We start from the raw sequence: 16,662 nt of genomic DNA, 5'->3' as shown, positions 1-16,662 counted from the left end.
GGCATTGCCGTCAGGAAACCTTCGGCGTAGCGCGTGCGTGTAAGTGGACATACGGACTGCCGTCGGCAAGCCGATAGAAGACGACCCCGGTCCACGGCTCGGACTCGTGCCGGCGGCCGGCGAAAACTCCGTCGCCGACCGGCACGAGATCCAGCTCCACCACGGAGTTGAGGTCCTCCAGTCCGGTGATCTCCTCCTCGCGCAGCCGCAGCACACCGTCGCGTACGGTCACGTCCACGGTGACACTCTCTCTTTCGTAGCGGCCGACGTACGCCGCGGCGTCCACTTTGGACTGTCCGGACGGCTGGATGTCGGGAATGGTGACGCCGGCGACTTCGGCCAGCAGCTCACCGAAAATCGTCCGGTAGAGGCCGTTCGTGCCGCCGCCGTTGGTGAGCAGGGCGATGGCGACGTTGGCTTCCGGCACCACGCGCAGAAACGCGCTCTGGCCGACCGTGTTGCCGTCGTGGCCGAAAGTGGACCCGCCGGGCCAGTCGAACAGGCCCCAGCCCAGGCCCCGCCACCGGCCGGTCGACCACGGATCCGGCACCTCGATCTCGCGGTTTCGCATGGCTGACACCGCATCCGCGGCCAGTACGCGGCTGCCGTCGGCGGCCAGACCACCGTCCAGATGCATGCGTGCGAACCGTACGAGGTCCGCGGCGGTCGCACAGATGAGACCCGCCGGACCACACGATCGTGGCAGTCCCCAGACGGTCGCCGGCCGCGGTTGGGTGCCAGGATCACCGACATGTCCCATCGCCGCGCGAAACCTGAGTACGTCCTCCGGCAGCGTCACCGTACTCGTCAGGCCGAGCGGATCGAGCAGCCGCTCACGCAGCGCTGTGTCCCAGACTTTCCCGGTCACCACCTCGACAATCCGGCCGAGGATGGTGAAACCGCTGTTGCAGTAGGACATCGTGGCGCCAGGCGGGTGGTTTTGCCGTACGCCGGCACAGGCTTCGACGAACCCGCGTACGCAGTCGTCGCCGCGGCCGGTGTCGCGGATGACGTCGCCGTCGATGCCACTGGAATGGGTGAGCAGCTGGCGGATGGTGATCTCGCCGGTCGCCGCCGGATCGGCGACCTTGAACTCCGGCAGCACGTCGACGACCCGTTGGTCGATGTCCAGTCCGAGCCCCATCACCAGGGACGCCGTGTATGTCTTGGTGATCGAGCCGATCTGGAACAACGCGTCGGTCGTCGCCTCGACACCGGTGCCGCGATGCAGCACTCCGCTGGCAAACTCGTGGATCTGTCCGTCAGCCAGCACCGCGAGCGTCGCACCTGGCACGTGATGCCGTAGGCGCTCCTCGTCCAGCCGCTGTTGCCATCGCGAGAAATCAGTCACCCGGCACACAATCGACGAACAGGTAGCCGGGCGCAATTGTCCGTACGTGCGACACCCGCAGGCCCACCGCCTTGGCCAGCGCGCCGAAACCGTCCGCGTCGCGCTCTCGGCCACCGGCGAAAACGAGCATCCGCAGATCCATCTCCGCGTCCATGGCTTGCGTGCTGCGCGATTCCACGATCAGGACACGACCGTCTGGTCCGGCGGCGTCGACGCAGCGACGCAGGATCGCGACTGCCTCCTCGTCGGCCCAGTCGTGCAGCACGCCGGCGAGCACGTACACGTCGGCGCCGGCCGGCAGCGGCTCGAAGAAACTCTGTCCGACAAAGTCACAGCGATCGGCCAGGCCGCGCTCGGTCAACAGCTGCCGCCCGCGGTCGACGGTGTCCGGCAGGTCGACCAGCGTGCCACGGATGCCAGGATTGGCCCGCAAAACCTCGGCAAGCAACGCGCCGCTGCCGCCGCCGACATCCGCCAGGTGCCGCACGCCAGACCAGTCGTACTCGGCCACCGCCTTGGCGCGCGACGAGCCGGCCATCATCGCGTCGAAGGTCGCCGACAGCTCCGGATTGGCGGCCAGATAGTCCCAGATGGGCGCGCCGAAGACCGTCTCCCAGGCCGGCTGGCCGGTGCGTACGGTGTGCAACAGGCCGGTGAACGCGAGATCCATCCGGCCGTTGAAGCCGTCGAGATCCAGCGCATCGCGCATCCGCTCCGGATGGTCCGAACGCAGCAGGTCGGCCAGGTCGTTGCTGGCGAACCGGCCGGTCGCCGGCTCCGCGAAAACGCCGTGGCAGACCAGGTGGCGCAGCAGCCGGCCGAGCGCATCGGCGTCTGTCCCGCTCTCCCCCGCCAGCTCGTCGACGTGCCGCGGACCATCCGCCAGCAGGTCGGCGAGCCGCAACGTCGCGGCCACGCGTACGGCCATCGGCGTCACCAGATCCATCACCGGAGCCAGCCGGTCCCAAGCGCTGTCGGTCATTCGCCACACCGTAACGGCGGTGCGGCCACCCCGCTTGGACGAAACTGACCCGGCGCCCGAGCGCGAAGGCGCATGTAGAAGACTTCTTCCCATGTTGGACCGCACACTCGTCGACAGCCTGTTCCCCACCGACCTGCCGGATCCGGCGTTCTGGGAGGAGCGCTATCCGCCGCGGCAGCAGCCGGCGGAGGCGAAGGTGACGCGGCTCGGACCGTCGCCGACCGGGTCACTGCACCTCGGCGGACTGTACGTGGCGACCCTCAACGCCGACATCGCGCGCCGCTCCGGCGGTGCCTACCTGGTGCGCGTCGAGGACACCGACCAGGCGCGCGAGGTCGAAGGAGCCGTCGAGCAGTTCGACCGCGCCTTCGCCTACTTCGGCCTGCAGCCGGACGAGCACGGCGAGACCGGCTCGTACGGCCCGTACACCCAGTCGCAGCGCGCGATGATCTACCAGAGCTACGTCCGCGAGCTGCTGCGCCGCGACCAGGCATACCTGTGCTTCGCCACCAAGGACGAGCTGGCCGCGATCACCGCGCAGCAGCAGGCGCAGAAGGTGCCGACCGGCTATTACGGCACGTGGGCCCTGTGGCGCAACGCGAGCGCCGAGGAGGTGCGGGCGAAGCTGGACGCCGGCGTGCCGTACGTGGTGCGGTTCCGTACGCCGGCGGAGGCGGCCAACCAGCGCGTACATTTCGTCGACGCGATCCGCGGCCGGCTGGAGCACGAGGCCAGCCGCAACGACGCCGTGCTGCTGAAGAGCTCCGACCAGGACCCGCGGCTGCCGACGTACCACCTGGCGCACGTCGTCGACGACCACCTGATGCGCGTCAACCTGGTGATCCGCGGCGAGGAGTGGATCTCCTCGGTGCCGCTGCACCTGCAGCTGTTCGCCGCGCTCGGCTTCGAGCCGATCGAGTACGCGCACGTCGCGCCGCTGATGAAGCAGGACGGCGGCAGCAAGCGCAAGCTGTCCAAGCGCAAGGACCCCGAGGCCTCCGTCGACTACTACATCGAGACCGGTTTTCCGGCCGAGGCGGTGCTCCACTACATCCGCGGCCTGCTCAACGGCCGGCTCGCCGACACGCCGTTCACCGAGGCGCTGGACGCTCCGCTGCGGCTGTCCGAGTGTGGTGTCGCCGGTCCGCTGGTCGACATGGTCAAGCTGATGGACATCAGCGCGGATTACGTCGCGACGCTCAGCGGCGCCGAGGTCTTCGACGCCGTACGCACCTGGGCCGGCGAGTACGACGCGGAGCTGGCGACCGTACTGGCGAAGGAGCGCGACCTTGCGCTGCGCGCGATCAGCGTCGAGCGCGACGGCGTCGACAACCCGCGCAAGGACCTGCGGGTGTGGTCGGATTTCCGGACGGCATACGGATTCTTCTTCGACGACCTGTTCCAGCCGGTCACCGATCCGTCCGACGAGCGGTTCGGCGGCCTGGACCCCGCGGTCGTACGCGCGCTGGCCGCCGACTTCGTCGCCGGCTATCAGCTCGTGGACGACCCGCAGGAGTGGTTCGGGCAGATCCGCGAGCTCGCCGCCAAACACGGGTTTGCCAAGAATCCCAAGGAATACAAGAAGAATCCGGACGCGTATCCCGGCTCGATTCGGGAGGCGGCGCAGGTCTTCCGGGTCGCGATCACCGGCTCCACGCGCAGTCCCGATTTGCACGCGGTCGCGAGCGCGCTCGGGACACCGGAGGTGCTGCGCCGCGTCGGCTCGCTGCGGTGACTCGCCGGCGAGTGCCGCCATTCGCGCGGCACTCGCCGAATGACGCCATTTCCGCGGCGGCCAACGGCGAGCGACGCCAATTACGCGGCACTCGCCGAACGACGCCAAAACCGCGGCAGCCAGCGAGCGACGCCATTCAGGCGGCACTCGCCGAACGACGCCAATTACGCAGCAGTCAGCGGCGAGCGACGCCAATTACGCGGCACTTGGCGAGTGTCGCCAATTCTGCGGCGGTCAGCGATTGCCACCAATTACACGACACTCGCCGAACGACGCCAAAACCGCGGCAGCCAGCGAGCGACGCCATTCAGGCGGCACTCGCCGAACGACGCCATTTCCGCGCCAGCAATCGCCGAACGACGCCAATTACACGACACTCGCCGAACGACGCCAAATCTGCGGCGGCCAGCGAATGACGCAATTTGCGCGGTGCTCGGCGAATGACGTCGATAAGGCGTCAGTGGACGAAGCGGACGATCTCGGCGCGGGACCGTACGGCCGCGTGGCCGGACATCGCGCGAGTGGCGCGACGCGACGCTACAGTAAATGACGAATGACACTCACCGCTCGCGAGATTCGGACGACCGGAACTTGCGTTTCGGTCACCAGCATGAGCCGGACATTGTGACCGGTTCGTTATGGCTACCAGCCATTTCCTTGACCAGAGACACTATGCTCGTGCCGCAATGTATGTTTTCGGCGCCGTCCGGTTGGGCCGAGTGGTGTAGGCGTCGTGCATCCGAGGAGAGTGCGGCATGGCTGCGTCGGCCCTTGAGGACGTACGGATAGCGCTGCTGGGTCCGGTGACCGTCAGCCTCGACGGCTCCGTCGTACAGCTGCCGGGCGGCCGCGCGCGCAGCCTGCTGGCGGCGCTCGCGCTGTCAGCCGGCACGATGATCTCGCTGGACGACATCGTCGGCGTGCTGTGGGACCGCGAGCCGCCGGCGCAGGCGGTGGCCAGCGTCTACAGCCTCGCCTCGCGGCTGCGGTCGCAACTCGGCGGCCATTTTCTCACCAGAGCGGCCGGCGGCTATCGGCTCAACATCGCGCGTGAGTCGGTCGACCTGTTCCGGTTTCGCGAGCTGGTGTCGCAGTCCAGGACGCCCGGTGGCGACGAGCTCGCGCTGCTCCGCGAGGCCGAGGCGCTGTGGCGCGGAACGCCGTTGGCGGGCGTACGGTCGCGGCATCTGCAGCTGTACGAGGTGCCGCGGATCCAGGAGGAGCGGCTGGCCGTCACCGAGCGACGGCTGGAGCTGCAGATCGCCGCCGGCGACTATGCCGAGACGATCGGCGAGCTGCGCGAGCTGACGGCGATGCATCCGCAGCGCGAGCGGCTCTGGGCCGCGCTGGTGCACGCGCTGCACCTGGCCGGGCGGCAGGACGACGCGTACGCAGCGTACGACGTGATCCGCACACGGCTGCGCGACAACCTCGGCGCCGATCCCGGTGCCGGCCTCGCGGCCGAGCTGCAGTGCCTGTTGGCGGTCGGCGGCGAGACCGTCGAGCCAGCGCCGGCAGACGTGCCGCAGCCGCACCAGCTGCCACCGGTGTCCGGCGGCTTCGTCGGCCGCACCGGCCACCTGGCGATGCTCGACCAGGTGCTCACCGAGCAGCGGTTCCGGGTCGTGGTGGTCGACGGCGCCGGCGGTGTCGGCAAGACCACGCTGGCCACCCACTGGGCTCACCAGGTCGCCGACCGGTTTCCGGACGGCCAGCTCTATCTCAACCTGCGCGGCTTCGGCGGCACCGCGCCGCTGCCGACCGAGAGCGCGCTGGAGCTGCTGCTCAACTCGGTCGGTACGCTGCAGGGCCGCGGTCCCGGCATGCTGCCGGCCGACGTGGAGGCACGCTCGGCGCTGTTCCGCACGCGTACGGCCGGACGGCGGATGCTGGTCATCCTGGACAACGCCGCCGACACCGAGCAGGTGCTGCCGCTGCTGCCAGCGGCCGACTGCCTGACCGTGGTGACCAGCCGCAACCAGCTGCGCGGCCTGGTCGTGCGCGGCCGCGCCGCCAGAGTGAGCGTACGGCCGTTCTCGCCGGACGAGTCGAGCCAGCTGCTCGCCGACGTGATCGGCCGTCAACGTACGGTCGCCGAGCCGGACGCCGCGACCGCGCTGGCCGACCTGTGTGGGCACCTGCCACTGGCGCTGTCGATCTTCGCCGAGCGGGCCGCGCGCTTCCCGGCCGCCTCGCTGGCGGCGCTGCTGGACGAGCTGCGCGGACCAGGCGACCGGCTGGACGCCTTCGACGCCGGCGGCGGTGACGACACCAGCCTGCGCACGCTCCTGTCCTGGTCGTACGAGCAGCTGCACGAGCCGGTCGCGCGTACGTTCCGGCTGCTCGGCCGCTATCCCGGCGACAGCGTCAGCATCGCCGCGGCGGCCGCGGTCACCGGACAGTCGATCGCCGTGACGCGCGACCAGCTCGATCAGCTGACCGCGGTCAACCTGCTCGAACAGACCAGCCTGGACCGCTATGAGCTGCACGACCTGCTCAAGTCGTACGCGGCCGGCCGCAACCGAGCCGAAGACGACGCCGCCGCGGCCGACCGCCGGCTGCTCGACTGGCTGTTGCACACCTTCGCCGGGGCCGATCGGTTCATCTCGCCTGGCCGCGCCACCGAGCCGCTCGGCACGCCGGCCGACGGCGTCACGCCGCTCACCTTCACCGGCCTGGCCGCCGCGTTGCGGTGGTGCGAGACCGAATACCGTACGCTCCGGCAGTCGGTGGCATGGGCCGCCGAGCACGGTTTTCCGGAGCATTGCTGCAGAATCGCCTGGCTGCTGGAGCCGTTCGCGTTCCGCGGCAAGCACTGGCAGGATTTCTTCGCCATTCACCACACCGCGTTGGACGTGGCCGGCCGCAACTGCGATCTCCGCGCGCACCTGCTCAACGGCCTGGCCAACGCGGAGGACGAAACCGGCGAATATCACCTCGCCAAACGGCATTTCCACGAGGCCATCCGGATCTTCCGCGACGCCGGAAATCCGGTCGGCGAGAGCAAAGCGCTGTCCAACCTGGCATTGTGCGAGCTCAACCTGCGCGAATACCAGCTGGCACGGGACTATGCCGTACGCTCGCTGGACATCTGCGGCAAGCTCGGCAACGTGTCGCTGTCGGCGACGCGGCTGGACACATTGGCCGAGGTCGACTTCGCCTCCGGCAACATCTCCGCGGCGATCGCCAACTGGCGGCGCGCGTTGGAGATCAACCGCCGGCTGCCGGGACACGAGAACGTGCAGGCGATCAACCTGCACAACCTCGGCAAGGCCTACGCGAGCATCGGCCGCCACGACCGCGCGGTGCGCTGCCTGCGCCTGGCGATCGAGCTGTTCCGGCTGACCGCCGACCAGCGCGCCGAGGCGTTGGCGCGGCTGCAGCTCGGCGAAAGCCTACTCGAGTGCGGCCAGTGGACCGCCGCGCAGGCCGAGTGGCGCCGCGCCACCGAAGCCGTCGCCGACCTGGACGACCCGAAACTCGTGGAGGCGCAGGCCAGGCTCGCCGAGGCGGTCGCCGCCGTGCATGCCTAGTGTCCCGAGACCACGAGCGCGTGCAAGCCGGCACGGATCCGGCGTACGGACATCTTTTCGGCCGTACGCAGGTAATCGACGACGTCCGCACGCACGGCCGTGACCACGACGTACGCGCGATAGCCGGCGTCGGTCTCGCTGTCGACGGCGCGGATGCGGCGGCCGAGCTCGGCGATCCAGAACTGGCTCGCCGGGTTGGCGTAGTACGCGTCCGGCCGGCGGTGCTCGATCGCGCGGATCAGCGCTCGGTTGCCGAGGACGAAGTCGATCAGCGTGTCCAGAAACGCGTGCACACGCTCGTCCGCCGAGCCGCCAGGACCGAGCGGCGGCTCACCGGTGCGTACGCGCTCCTGCACCGCCGCGACCTGTCGCGCCAGCACTGCTTCGATCACACCTTCCAGGCTGCCGTAATGCCGCAGGACGGTCGCCTTGCCGACGCCAGCGGCCTCGGCGATGCGCGCCAGCGTCACGTGGCCGAGGTCGTCGCGCGCGAACAACGCCGTGGCGGCGTCCAAGACCGCGCTGCGGTTGCGTACGACGTCGGCGCGCTCGGCCATCCAGCCCTCCTTGCCAAAACGGTCCAGCGGACCATATCGTCTCGGAGGCAAAAATGGAACCACGGACCGTTTTGGAGTGTGACAGTGCTGGAAGAACTGCGCGGCAGTCCGGTCGTGCCGTACGCGGAAGGCAGACCGGCGGCACGCGTCGTGATGGTGACCGGCCGGCGCAGCGGACAACCGCGGCCGTTCGGCGTCAACGTGACCACCGTCGACGGCCGCCACTATGCCTGCTCGGCGACGCGTGAGCGGGCGTGGGTCCGCAATCTGCTCGCGGCCGGCCGCTGCCGGATCGAACGCGACGGCGCGGACGGCAGCGACACCGAGCGCGTACCGGTGCTGGTCGACGGACCGGAGGCCGCCAGAGTCCTGTCGATCTATCTGCCGCAGGCCGGTTTTCGCGATCCCGTGCTGCCGTACGACCTGGACGCGCCGGTCGAGGAGATCAGCCGCCACCTCGACCACACGGCGGTCATCCGCTTCGATCCGGTTTAGACCGCGCCGGTGCGGGTAATATCCCGTGAGCCTTCTCGCGGGGATTCGCGCCGGACGCAGGAGTGAATGGTCACGTGGTCGTGCAACACCTGCTCAGCGGTCGCTATCGGTTGGACGAGCGCGTCGCCGGCGGCGGGATGGGCGAGGTGTGGCGCGCCGTCGACGAGGTGCTGGACCGGCCGGTCGCGGTGAAGCTGCTGCAGGCGGCGCGGCTGGCCGACGGCGACTTCCGCGAGCGCTTCCGGCGCGAGGCCAGGGCTGCCGCCTCGATCAACCATCCCGGCGTGGTCAGGGTCCACGACTACGGCGAGGATCCCGATCCGTATCTGGTCATGGAGTACGTCGAAGGCCGCAGCCTGGCCGCGGAGTTGCGCGCCAACGGTCCGCTCGACGCCGACCGTACGCTGCGGATCATCGAGCAGACGGCCGCCGCGCTGCAGGCAGCGCACGACCAAGGTGTCGTACATCGGGACGTAAAACCGGCAAACCTCATCATCGGCCCCGAGGACACGGTGAAGATCGCCGACTTCGGCATCGCGAAGGTCGCCGAGGCCGCGCCAATCACCAATGCCGGCCAGCTGACCGGCACGGCGCACTACCTGAGCCCGGAGCAGGCACGCGGCGACGACGTGACGCCCTCCGCCGATCTCTACGCGCTCGGCGCGGTCGCGTACGCATGCCTGACCGGGCGGCCACCGTTTGCCGACGGCAACGAGCTGAGCATCGCCATCGCGCATCTGCAGGAAGCCCCGCCGCCGCTGCCGGAGACGGTCCCCGCCGCGCTCCGCGACCTGGTGTTGTCGCTGCTGAGCAAGGAGGCGCACCAGCGGCCGCCGTCAGCGGCGGCCGTCGCGCACGCCGCCGCGGCGATCCACCAAGCCGAGGTGACCGCGACGCTCGACGCGATTCCGGTCTCGCCGCCGATCAACCTGGCACCGACCGCGCCGCAGCCACGACCCCGGCACCGCCGGACGCGCGGCGTACTCGTCGCCGTCGCTCTCGCCGCCTGCGTGGCGTTGGCGGTCACCGCCGCGTTGCTGAGCTGGTCAGGACTCGGCCGTACGTCGGTGCCGTCGATGACCGGCGCGCCGCTGGCGACCGCGCGTCAGGCGGCCGCGGCGGCGGACCTGCGCGTCGCCGTACGCGAGGCCGACGTGCCGGGCGTGGCCGCCGGCATGGTCGCGGCGCAGGACGTGGCGGCCGGCGTCTCGGTCGCGGTGAACAGCACCGTGCACCTCACGGTCGCGACCGGTCACGTACGACTCGACAGCGGCAGCGTCGTCGGCCAGTCGTACGACCGCGCACTCACCGTCCTTCGTACGCTCAAGCTGCGGGTTGGCAAGGCCTTGAAGGCGACCGACACGGCGCCTGCCGGCACGGTCGTCGCGGTGAGCGCCAGCGGCGAGGTGCCGGTCGACGCGACCGTGGTCGTCACGGTCGCCGTCGCACCTGGCACGTCGCTGACCGGATCGACCCCGCGCACGACCACTGAGCAGCCACAACACCAGCCTGATCCGACGCGGCCGACGGCTCCCGCCGGCGGAACCGGAGGAGGCCGGACCACCGGTCCCATCACGCCGACGCCGAGCAGCGCCCCCACCTCCGAGCCGACCGGCCAACCGAGCCCGTCCCCCAGCGGCAACTAGGGCCTGTCTCCAGGCACATCTCGTCGACTGCGGGCGAGGCTCATCGCTGGTCGCTCCACGAGCCGAGCAGCCGCAGGTTGGTCTCGTCGGTGCTGCCGGGGTCGGCGTGCAGCGTCAGGAGCTGCTGGTCGGCATCCCCCGGCACGGCGAAGTTCTCGTAGTTGAGCGTGAGCTGGCCGACCAGCGGATGAAACAGCCGCTTGCGGCCATGCGTGCGTACTGTCACATGCCGTACGGCCCACAGCTCGCGAAACGGCTGGCTTTTCACCGACAGCTCGCCGACCAGCGCGGCCAGCAGCTCGTCGTCGGGATGGCGCGCCGCGGTGAAACGCAACGCGCCGACGGTCGACGCCGCGACCTCGTCCCAGTCGACGTATCGCTCGCGGGCGACCGGATGCAGGAACAGCAGCCGCGCCAGGTTGCGGTCTTTTGGCGGCATGTCGTGGAAATCCAGGATCGCCTGGGTGGCGAGATGGTTCCAGGCGAGTACGTCGAAACGGTGCGTCAGGACCAGAGCGACGACGTCGGTCATCGCGGACACCAGCTGGCCGAGCTGCGGCCGCACCGACCGCGGCACGCGCGGCTGCCGGCGGCGCAGCGGCGCGGCCAGGTCGTGCAGATGCGCGCGCTCGATGTCGTCGAGCTCCAACGCCCCCGCCAGCGCGTCGAGGACCTGGTCGGACGGCTTGGTCGCGCGCCCCTGCTCCAGCCGTACGTAGTATTCGACGCTGATCCCGGCCAGCCGCGCCACCTCCTCGCGCCGCAACCCGCGAACGCGCCGCCGCGAGCCACCGGGGCTGCCGACCCGCGCCGGATCGGCGAGCGCGCGCCGCGACTGCAGGAAACCACTCAGATCCGGTGTGTCCACGCCGCTGATCCTCCCCGATCGGGGCGGCGACATCGTGGCTCTGCCAGGACCAGTAACAGCGGTGGTCTGGGTCGTACGGTGCACCGCCGGCAGGCTCGAAGCGTCTGACGAAAGGTGACATTCATGTGCCACAGCAATGACAGCCGGCCGCCGGCCGCACCGACCGGTGGCGCGGTCGCCAGCCACGGACCGATCCGGCTGAGCACCGCCGACGGCTTCGACTTTCCCGCGTACGAAGCGATCCCGGCCACTGCGAACGGACGCGGCGTGGTGTTGCTGCCCGACATCCGCGGCGTCGCGCCGTTCTATCGGGAGCTGGCGCAACGGTTCGCCGAGGCCGGCTTCCACACCGTCGCGTACGACTATTTCTTCCGTACGGCCGGATCCGACGCGCGCGGTGACGACTTCGACTTCCGTCCGCACATCGCGCGACTGCGGCGCGAGGAGGTCGTGGCGCAGACCGCCGCGGCGGCGGCTCGTATCGATGGCCGGGTCTTCAGCGTCGGATTTTGCCTCGGTGGCGGCCTTTCCTGGCAGCTGGCCGCCAGCGGCATCGGCCTCGCCGGCACGATCGGCTTCTACGGCCTGCCGCATTTCGTCGACGAGGTGCTGGAGGACGTGGCGGTGCCGCAGCTCTATCTGCTCGCCGGCGCCGATGTCGCCACTCCACCGGAGGCCTTCCAGGCGCTGCGCGAGCGGTTGGACAGGGCCGGCAAGACGTACGAGATGCACACGTACGACGGTGCGCCACACTCGTTCTTCGATCGCGCTCAGGGCGAGTGGTCGCAGGCCTGCGACGACGCGTGGCGGCGGATCCTGCGCTTCACCGCCGCCTGATCTTGAGCTCCCGCGTACGACGCTTCTGAAGGAAATCCAGCGCGGCCGTGCGAAACTCGTCGCTGGCCAGCGCTCCGGCGTGGTCGCCCGGCACGCGTACCAGCCGCGCGCCAGGCACACGCGCGACCACGTCCTCGATGCCGTACGCCATCGGATCGTCCTGGCCTGCCACGAAAAGCGTCGGCACGCCAGGCGCCCGTGCGGACGGATCAAACGGCTCACGCGCCAAGCCTTCGACGACATGCAACAGCGACTCGGCATCCTGACCGGCGATCATCGCCGCCACGACCGCGCTCATCGGATCGGCCGGCGGCGGACCGCCGCGGATCGCCGACCGTACGGCGTCGAGGTCGACACCGCCAAACGGCTCCGTCGCGCTGAGGCCACCGAGGACCAGCCGGCGTACCGGCGCGACGGCGGCGAGGTCCCAGGCCAGCCGCGCACCGAGCGAGTATCCGATGACGTCGAAAGGCCCCGAGCCGATCGACGCGGCCAGCCACGCGACCAGACGGCTCGTCGTCATGGTGTCGGTGACCGGCGGACCTCCTCGATGTCCCGGCAGGCTTACGGCGACGGCCTCCCGGCCCCACCGCGACGCCGGCCAGTCGGTGGCCACGTCGCTGGCGAAGCCGTGGATGAGGACCAGCGGCGGCACTACGCGATCCGCCGCATCAGGCTGTCGACGTACGCGGTGTAGCGGCCGACCAGCTCGCCGACCGGATGCATCAGGCTGGCCACGTTCGCGCCGATCGTGACCGAGATGATCTCGTCGGCCAGCACACCGACAGCGCGCGCGTTGGAGCGCTCACCACGGCCGCGCGCGGCCGCGATCCGCCTGGTCAGCTCGCCGCGCCAGCTGGTCAGCAGGTCGCGATACCGGCGCGCCAGCTCCGGGTTGGCGACCGAGTGTTCCCACAGGACCAGCAGCACACGCGCGGAGGTGATCCGGTCGTGGTCCAGCGGCATCGCGGCCTCGACGAACCCGCGCAGCGCGTCCATCGGACTCAGCTCCGGATCCAGCTCGGCCATCCGTTGCGCGGTCTCCCGCAGCACGCTCTCGAACGTCGCCGCGATGATGCTGTCCTTGTTGTCGAAGTAGTGCTTCAGCGCGCCGTTCGCGTAGCCAGCCGCGGTGACGATGCTGCGCATGGTGGCCGCCTCGAAGCCGCCTTCGATGATCAGCTTCTTGGCGACCTCGACGATCTCGCGGCGCCGCTGATCGTGATCGATGACCTTCGGCATGGTTGCGACCCTAAACGGTCTCGCGGCGGCGCAGCTCAAGCCACGCGGCGCGACGTTCGGCCTGGCGCACCGGGTCGCCGACCGGCGCGGCGAGCAGCAGCCTCTGGGTGTACGTGTGCGCCGGTCGCGCGGTGACCTCGCTGGTCGGTCCGGATTCCACGATCTCCCCCTGATACATCACCGACACGCGGTGGCAGACCCGGCGTACGACGCCGAGGTCGTGCGAGACGAACAGATAGGCCACGCCGGTCTGCGCCTGCAACTCGGCGAACAGCTCCAGGATCGCCGCCTGCGTGGCGAGGTCGAGCGCGCTCACCGGCTCGTCGCAGACGACCAGCCGCGGCTTGCGCACCAGCGCACGCGCGATCGCGATCCGCTGGCGCTGGCCACCGGAAAACTCGCTGGGATAGCGGTGCACGGAGTCGGCCGGCAGCCGTACGCGGTCAAGCATCTCCGCGACCACCGCGCGCGGTCTTGCCCTGCCGGCGACCACCAGCGGCTCGGCGAGAATGTCGCCGATGCTCATGGTCGGATCCAGCGAACCGTACGGATCCTGGAAAACGACCTGGATGTCACTGGCCAGCCGGCGGCGCGCGGCGCCACGTGCGTGCGTGATGTCGGCGCCGTCGAAGGTGATCCGGCCGGCGGTCACCGCGGCCAGACCGAGCACCGCCTTGCCGAGCGTCGACTTGCCAGAGCCGCTCTCCCCCACCAGGCCGACGCATTCTCCCGGCGCGATGGAGATCGACACGCCTTTGAGCGCGCGGAAACGGCGATAGTCGACCACCACCTCGCGTACGTCCAGCAGCGGTTTCACGTCGTCTCCAGCGGCACGTCGTCGAGCGAGGCCTTGATCAGCTCGGCCGTGTACGGGTCGGCCGGCTCGCGGAAAACCCGTTCCACCGGACCGATTTCCACGATCCGGCCGGCCTTCATCACCGCCACCCGGTCACAGATGTCCGCCACGACACCGAAGTTGTGCGTGACGATCACCAGCGCCATGCCGTATTCCTCGCGCAGCTCGCGAAGCAGCTCCAGCACCTCCGCCTGCACGGTCACGTCCAACGCGGTCGTCGGCTCGTCGGCGACCAGCAGCGACGGGCGGCCGGCCACCGCGCCGGCGATCAGCACGCGCTGCGCCATGCCGCCGGAGATCTGGTGCGGATACGAGGAAAGCACGCGATCCGGATCGGAAATGCCGACGCGGTCGAGCATTTGCCGCGCGCGCTCGCGCGCTTTGGCCCTGGACATGCCATGCACGTGCCACAGCGGCTCGACCAGCTGGTGTCCGACCGGATAACACGGGTCGAGGTTGGTCATCGGCTCCTGCGGCACGTAGCCGATCGACCGGCCGAGCAGCGCCGACCGCTCACGCCGTGGCAGGCCGCTGACCTCGCGACCACCGATCCATATGCCGTCCGCGACCGCGATTCCGCCGGCCGGCAACAGATCCAGCGCCGCGAACATCGTTTGCGTCTTGCCGGACCCGGAGTCCCCCACGATGCCGAGCACCTCGCCTGGCGCCGCGTGAAGGGAAACTCCGCTGACGACCTCCTTCTCGCCATAGCCGACACGCAGGTTCTCGATCCGCAGCGCGCTGTCGTCCGCGTGCGTACGACCGACGACGTTGTGTCTGATCGCCGACCGTTTCGGTTGTTCGACACGGATGCTGACCAGGTCGGCCAGCGTCGAGCCGATGAACGCCAGCGCGGCGATCGTCACGCCGAGCGCGATCGACGGCCAGAGCAGGATCAGCGGATAGGTCAGCATGTTCTGGAAGCCGTCGTTCATCATCTGGCCCCAGCTCGGCGTCGAGGCCGAGCCGATGCCGAGAAACTGCAGGCCGGCCTGCATGCCGATGGCGATGCCGGCGGTCAGCGCGGTCTGCACGATCACCGGCGGACCGACCGCACGCAACAGGTGCGTACGCAGAATCCGTACGCTGGTCACGCCGGACACTCGTGCCGCATCGATGTAGGGCTCCCTGGCGACGGCCAGCGCGCGCGTACGCGTGATCCGGAAATAGCCCGGCGTGAGGAAAACGCCGAGCGCGATCATCAGCACGGTGAAATCCTGGCCGGTGCCGGCGGCGACCACCAGCAGCACGACCATGCCCGGGACCGACTGCAGCGCGTCGCTGATCCACGAGCACACTTTGTCGTTGGTGCCGCCGAAAAATCCGGCGGCCATGCCGGCCGGCACCCCGAGCAGCAACCCGGTGGCGCACGTGACGACCGCGCCGTACAAGGTGGTGCTCGCGCCGAAAAGCAACCTGCTGAACAGGTCGCGGCCGGCCGAGTCGCCGCCGAGCAGGTGGCCGTTGCCAGGAATCGCGTGCGTCAGCAGGAAATCCACGCGGTTGGGGTCGTATGGCGCCAGCCACGGCGCCAGGATCGCGGCCAACACGACCACGAGCAGCACCGCGAGCGCGATGACGCCGAGCGGCCGGCGCAGGAACCTGCGCCACAGCGCGGTCATCGTTGGCGCACCTTCGGATTGATCCAGCCGAGCAGGAGATCGAGCAGGAAGTTGACGATGACGACGAAAACCACCGTGACCGCGGTCAGGCCGAGCAGCACCGGAATGTCGCCAGCCTGCGAGGCCGACTGGGTGAGGCTGCCGATTCCCGGCAGGTTGAACACGATCTCGACGACGATGGCTCCGCCCAGCAGCCCGACGAACATCAGCGCCAGCACGGTCAGCGCGGACGGCGACGCATTGCGCAGAATGTGCGCGGTCACGCGCCGGCCGGACAGCCCGCGCGCTCGCAGCGTACGCACGAAATCCTGGTTGCCGACCTGGAGAAAGCCGTTGCGCAGCTGCTCAGCGACCATCACGATCGCGCCGAGCGCCAGTGAGACCGACGGCAGGGTGATCGAGCGCAACCAGCCGCCGACGGACTGGTCCGGCGAGACGTAACCGATGGTCGGAAACCATTTCAGCTGGATGCCGAACCAGGTGACCAACACCAGGCTGACCCAGAATCCCGGCAGTGCGAACAAAACCACCGAGGCGAGCTTCAGGCCGCGATCCAGCAGTCCGCCGGGACGAAGGCCGCAGGCGACGCCGACGGCCAGGCCCAGGACGGCGGCGAGCGCGGTCGCGACGACCACGACCGACAGAGTCACCGGAAACCGCAGCGCGATCTGGTCATTCACCGGCTGGAAGTTTCGCCACGACACACCGAAATCTCCGGTGATCGCGTGCGAAACCCAGTCCCAGAACTGCACCAGCAGCGGACGGTCGATGCCGATCCGACCGCGCAGCGCGGCCTGCTGCGCCGGCGTGGCGCTGTTGCCGAGCAGCCCGGCTGTCGGATCGCCGACGGCCAGGTGCGCGAGGAAAAACATACCGCTGGTGACGACCACCAGCAACAGAATGCCGGACAGCAGCCGCCTGGCGACGAACCTCAGCAT

The 16,662-nt window shown here is 69.6% G+C and carries 14 protein-coding genes; 5 read left to right on the top strand and 9 right to left on the bottom strand.

The annotated features are described in order from the left end of the window. Positions 1-10: 10 nt before the first annotated feature. Together GNX95_RS02110 and GNX95_RS02105 are read right to left on the bottom strand one after the other, a co-directional pair. On the bottom strand, positions 11-1,351 hold the full coding sequence (locus tag GNX95_RS02110; RefSeq protein WP_222853340.1) for a serine hydrolase domain-containing protein: 1,341 nt from the start codon (positions 1,349-1,351) through the stop codon (positions 11-13). After that, positions 1,344-2,333, bottom strand: coding sequence for a methyltransferase (locus GNX95_RS02105; protein ID WP_163505409.1), 990 nt, complete (start codon positions 2,331-2,333; stop codon positions 1,344-1,346). The genes GNX95_RS02110 and GNX95_RS02105 overlap by 8 nt, the downstream gene beginning before the upstream one ends. A gap of 91 nt (positions 2,334-2,424) precedes the next feature. Here GNX95_RS02105 and GNX95_RS02100 point away from each other — a divergent pair, with 91 nt between their 5' ends. Then, positions 2,425-4,068: a glutamate--tRNA ligase gene (locus GNX95_RS02100; protein WP_163505408.1), complete on the top strand. Its 1,644-nt coding sequence runs from the start codon at positions 2,425-2,427 to the stop codon at positions 4,066-4,068. A gap of 755 nt (positions 4,069-4,823) precedes the next feature. After that, on the top strand, positions 4,824-7,601 hold the full coding sequence (locus GNX95_RS02095; protein WP_163505407.1) for an AfsR/SARP family transcriptional regulator: 2,778 nt from the start codon (positions 4,824-4,826) through the stop codon (positions 7,599-7,601). Here the strand turns inward: GNX95_RS02095 and GNX95_RS02090 are convergent. Further along, entirely contained in the window at positions 7,598-8,158 is a 561-nt protein-coding gene (locus GNX95_RS02090) for a TetR/AcrR family transcriptional regulator (protein WP_163505405.1), read from the bottom strand. The genes GNX95_RS02095 and GNX95_RS02090 overlap by 4 nt on opposite strands. A 78-nt stretch (positions 8,159-8,236) precedes the next feature. On the opposite strand from GNX95_RS02090, the gene GNX95_RS02085 reads away from it, so the two are divergent. Continuing rightward, a complete protein-coding gene (locus GNX95_RS02085; protein WP_163505403.1) occupies positions 8,237-8,653 on the top strand; it encodes a PNPOx family protein in 417 nt (138 codons plus the stop codon). Between the two features lie 74 nt (positions 8,654-8,727). After that, the gene (locus GNX95_RS02080; protein ID WP_163505401.1) at positions 8,728-10,299 is read left to right on the top strand and encodes a serine/threonine protein kinase; all 1,572 of its coding nucleotides are present in this window, start codon (positions 8,728-8,730) and stop codon (positions 10,297-10,299) included. Positions 10,300-10,339: 40 nt separating this feature from the next. On the opposite strand, the gene GNX95_RS02075 is transcribed toward GNX95_RS02080, so the two are convergent. Beyond that, entirely contained in the window at positions 10,340-11,167 is an 828-nt protein-coding gene (locus tag GNX95_RS02075) for a helix-turn-helix transcriptional regulator (protein WP_246281488.1), read from the bottom strand. Positions 11,168-11,290: 123 nt separating this feature from the next. Between GNX95_RS02075 and GNX95_RS02070 the strand changes: the two genes are divergently transcribed. Further along, positions 11,291-12,004, top strand: a complete 714-nt coding sequence (locus GNX95_RS02070; protein WP_163505397.1) for a dienelactone hydrolase family protein — start codon at positions 11,291-11,293, stop codon at positions 12,002-12,004. On the opposite strand, the gene GNX95_RS02065 is transcribed toward GNX95_RS02070, so the two are convergent. The 5 genes from GNX95_RS02065 to GNX95_RS02045 are packed head-to-tail and all read right to left on the bottom strand — an operon-like array spanning position 11,991 to position 16,662. Continuing rightward, on the bottom strand, positions 11,991-12,659 hold the full coding sequence (locus tag GNX95_RS02065) for an alpha/beta fold hydrolase (RefSeq protein WP_222853339.1): 669 nt from the start codon (positions 12,657-12,659) through the stop codon (positions 11,991-11,993). The two genes, GNX95_RS02070 and GNX95_RS02065, sit on opposite strands and share 14 nt — an antisense overlap. Beyond that, a complete protein-coding gene (locus GNX95_RS02060) occupies positions 12,659-13,246 on the bottom strand; it encodes a TetR/AcrR family transcriptional regulator (protein ID WP_163505395.1) in 588 nt (195 codons plus the stop codon). The genes GNX95_RS02065 and GNX95_RS02060 overlap by 1 nt, the downstream gene beginning before the upstream one ends. A gap of 10 nt (positions 13,247-13,256) precedes the next feature. Then, on the bottom strand, positions 13,257-14,063 hold the full coding sequence (locus GNX95_RS02055) for an ATP-binding cassette domain-containing protein (protein ID WP_163505393.1): 807 nt from the start codon (positions 14,061-14,063) through the stop codon (positions 13,257-13,259). Then, the gene (locus GNX95_RS02050) at positions 14,060-15,724 is read right to left on the bottom strand and encodes a dipeptide/oligopeptide/nickel ABC transporter permease/ATP-binding protein (RefSeq protein WP_163505391.1); all 1,665 of its coding nucleotides are present in this window, start codon (positions 15,722-15,724) and stop codon (positions 14,060-14,062) included. The genes GNX95_RS02055 and GNX95_RS02050 overlap by 4 nt, the downstream gene beginning before the upstream one ends. Then, positions 15,721-16,662: an ABC transporter permease gene (locus tag GNX95_RS02045; protein ID WP_163505389.1), complete on the bottom strand. Its 942-nt coding sequence runs from the start codon at positions 16,660-16,662 to the stop codon at positions 15,721-15,723. Before GNX95_RS02045 ends, GNX95_RS02050 begins: the two co-directional genes overlap by 4 nt.

The sequence above is a fragment of the Fodinicola acaciae genome (assembly GCF_010993745.1).
In the GTDB taxonomy this organism is placed as follows: Bacteria; Actinomycetota; Actinomycetes; order Mycobacteriales; family HKI-0501; genus Fodinicola; species Fodinicola acaciae.
This window is presented reverse-complemented; position numbering and strand designations above follow the sequence as displayed.

Bases quoted from the DNA above. Each gene is read 5' to 3' on its own strand.
- GNX95_RS02105 (WP_163505409.1), bottom strand. From the start codon at position 2,333: ATGACCGACAGCGCTTGGGACCGGCTGGCTCCGGTGATGGATCTGGTG.
- GNX95_RS02100 (WP_163505408.1), top strand. From the start codon at position 2,425: ATGTTGGACCGCACACTCGTCGACAGCCTGTTCCCCACCGACCTGCCG.
- GNX95_RS02095 (WP_163505407.1), top strand. From the start codon at position 4,824: ATGGCTGCGTCGGCCCTTGAGGACGTACGGATAGCGCTGCTGGGTCCG.
- GNX95_RS02090 (WP_163505405.1), bottom strand. From the start codon at position 8,158: ATGGCCGAGCGCGCCGACGTCGTACGCAACCGCAGCGCGGTCTTGGAC.
- GNX95_RS02070 (WP_163505397.1), top strand. From the start codon at position 11,291: ATGTGCCACAGCAATGACAGCCGGCCGCCGGCCGCACCGACCGGTGGC.
- GNX95_RS02060 (WP_163505395.1), bottom strand. From the start codon at position 13,246: ATGCCGAAGGTCATCGATCACGATCAGCGGCGCCGCGAGATCGTCGAG.
- GNX95_RS02050 (WP_163505391.1), bottom strand. From the start codon at position 15,724: ATGACCGCGCTGTGGCGCAGGTTCCTGCGCCGGCCGCTCGGCGTCATC.
- GNX95_RS02045 (WP_163505389.1), bottom strand. From the start codon at position 16,662: ATGCTGAGGTTCGTCGCCAGGCGGCTGCTGTCCGGCATTCTGTTGCTG.